2 protein-coding genes and 1 pseudogene are annotated in these 2,726 nt (G+C 69.8%); 2 read left to right on the top strand and 1 reads right to left on the bottom strand.

The window, feature by feature from the left end:
- The coding region (locus tag G6018_RS12405; RefSeq protein WP_182639758.1) for a hypothetical protein at nucleotides 1-240 on the bottom strand (240 nt) is incomplete at its 3' end.
- A gap of 43 nt (nucleotides 241-283) precedes the next feature.
- Here G6018_RS12405 and treS point away from each other — a divergent pair.
- Together treS and G6018_RS12395 are read left to right on the top strand one after the other, a co-directional pair.
- Nucleotides 284-2,095, top strand: coding sequence for a maltose alpha-D-glucosyltransferase (gene treS / locus G6018_RS12400; protein WP_182639759.1), 1,812 nt, complete (start codon nucleotides 284-286; stop codon nucleotides 2,093-2,095).
- Nucleotides 2,096-2,105: 10 nt separating this feature from the next.
- Nucleotides 2,106-2,726: pseudogene (locus tag G6018_RS12395) on the top strand (hypothetical protein); the annotation flags it as partial.

The following is a 2,726-nucleotide window of genomic DNA, read 5'->3' as shown; positions in this document are numbered from 1 at the left end:
TCCGCGTCGCCCGGGCTCCCCGGGGCCTCCCACGGGTTCCAGGCCCCTGGTCCGGGCCGCGGCGAGGATGACCGTCCGGGGCAGTCGCAACTCCCAGGGGCGCACGACCACCTCGTCGTCGTCGACATCCAACAGGGCCGCCAGCGCGCGGGCCCGGCGGCCGTGCCGCTGGCGATACGACCGCGCGGGATCCACGCCCCTCAGGCCGCGGATACGCTCCGCCGGGCCGATTTTCCGCATGCAACGGATCGTACTGGGCCGTAGGCTCGCCCCCATGTCACCGATGTCGCGCCACAAGCCCGACCAACACCAGGCCGACCCCCACCGGTCCGATCCCCGACACCCCGAGCCCGAGCTCACCGACGACGGTCACGTGGTCGAGCCCAGTGCCGACAACTACCGGCACGCGGCCGAGCTCGAGATCGATCGGGACTGGTACAAGTCAGCCGTGTTCTACGAGGTCCTGGTCAGGGCGTTCAACGACTCCGACGGCAACGGCACCGGGGACCTGCGCGGGCTCACCGAGAAGCTCGACTACCTGGAGTGGTTGGGGGTCGACTGCCTCTGGCTGCCGCCGTTCTACGACTCGCCGCTCCGCGACGGCGGGTACGACATCCGCGACTTCCGCGCCGTGTTGCCCGAGTTCGGGACCGTCGAGGACTTCGTCGACTTCCTCGACCAGGCGCACCAGCGGGGCATCCGGGTGATCACCGACCTGGTGATGAACCACACCTCCGACACCCACGCCTGGTTCACCGAGTCGCGGTCCGATCCGACCGGGCCGTACGGGGACTTCTACGTGTGGTCCGACGACGACACCCGGTACCCGGACGCCCGCATCATCTTCGTCGACACCGAGACCTCCAACTGGACCTACGATCCGGTGCGCGGACAGTTCTACTGGCACCGCTTCTTCTCCCACCAGCCCGACCTCAACTACGACAACCCCGAGGTCCAGGACGCGATGATCGACGTCCTGCGGTTCTGGTTGGACCTGGGGATCGACGGGTTCCGCCTGGACGCCGTGCCGTACCTGTTCGAGCGCGACGGCACCAACTGCGAGAACCTCCCCGAGACGCACGAGTTCCTGCGCAAGTGCCGGGCGGTGGTGGACGAGGAGTACCCCGGCCGGGTCCTGCTGGCCGAGGCCAACCAGTGGCCCGAGGACGTGGTGGCGTACTTCGGCGAGCCCGAGGTGGGCGACGAGTGCCACATGGCGTTCCACTTCCCGCTGATGCCCAGGATCTTCATGGCGGTGCGGCGTCAGTCCCGGTTCCCCGTCACCGAGATCCTCGCGCACACCCCCGACATCCCGTCCTCCGCCCAGTGGGGCATCTTCCTGCGCAACCACGACGAGCTCACGCTCGAGATGGTGACGGACGAGGAACGCGACTACATGTACGCGGAGTACGCCAAGGACCCGCGGATGAAGGCCAACATCGGCATCCGCCGCCGCCTGGCCCCGCTGCTCGACGGCGACCACAACCAGCTGGAGCTGTTCTCGGCGCTGCTGCTCAGCCTGCCCGGGTCCCCGGTGCTGTACTACGGCGACGAGATCGGCATGGGTGACAACATCTGGCTGGGCGACCGCGACGCCGTGCGCACGCCGATGCAGTGGAGCCCCGACCGCAACGCCGGGTTCTCCCGGTGCGACCCGGGCCGGCTCTACCTCCCGGTGATCATGGACCCGCAGTACGGCTACCAGGGCGTCAACGTGGAGGCGCAGCTCAACTCCACCGCCAGCCTGCTGCACTGGACGCGACGCATGATCCACGTGCGCAAGAGCCATCCGGCGTTCGGGCGCGGCGAGTTCACCGATCTGGGTGGGTCCAACCCGAGCATCCTGGCCTATCTCCGGACGATGGGGGCCCCGGACGAGGACCCAGGGGCGGACGTGATCCTGTGCGTCAACAATCTCTCGAGGTTCCCGCAGGCCGTGCGCCTGGACCTCTCGGAGTTCGCCGGTCGACGGCCCACCGAGCTCACCGGCGGGGTCCCGTTCCCCGAGATCGACGCCGACCCGTACCAGCTCACCCTGCCCGGCTACGGCTTCTACTGGCTCGAGCTGCGCAGTCCCACGGACACCCCGGCATGAGAGGCGCGGCATGAGCATCACCCCCGTCGACGACGACGCCATGGTCAGGTTGCTGACCGAGTGGCTCCCCGGACAACGCTGGTTCGCGGGAAAGGGCCGGCGACTGTCGGCGGTGCGGATCGCCCGGCGGGCGGTGCTGCTCGACCACGTCGACGTCCTGGTGGAGCACCTGCTGGTGGACGTGGAGGTGGACGGGCGACCACAGCGCTATCAGGTCCCACTGGCCACCGCGCGGACCCTGCCGGACGACCGCCGGACACTCCCCCTGACCCCCGACGGCGCCTCACCGGTGGTCTACGACGGACTGCGTGATCCGCGCGGGACCGAGTCACTGGTGTCGCACCTCTCCGCGCAGGACGAGGTGGGAGGGCTGCGGTTCCGCCTGGTCCCGGGCGCTCCCGCCCCCGAGCCCGCCCGGGGCAGGTTGCTCGAGGGCGAGCAGTCCAACTCGTCCCTGGTGTTCGGCGACGACCTCATGGTCAAGGTGTTCCGACTGGTCCAACCCGGCCTGAACCCCGACGTGGAACTCCACGCCGCGCTGGCCGACCGGCGGTGCCCGGCCGTCGCGTCGCTGCGGGGCTGGGTGGAGCTCGACGACGACGGGGGCGACCCGGACGCCGACGACGAGGCC

It is taken from the genome of Dietzia sp. DQ11-44, from assembly GCF_014145205.1.
In the GTDB taxonomy this organism is placed as follows: Bacteria; Actinomycetota; Actinomycetes; order Mycobacteriales; family Mycobacteriaceae; genus Dietzia; species Dietzia natronolimnaea.
The sequence above is the reverse complement of the archived record's forward strand: the minus strand, read 5'-3'. Positions and strand labels throughout refer to the sequence as shown.

Bases quoted from the DNA above. Each gene is read 5' to 3' on its own strand.
- treS (WP_182639759.1), top strand. From the start codon at position 284: ATGTCGCGCCACAAGCCCGACCAACACCAGGCCGACCCCCACCGGTCC.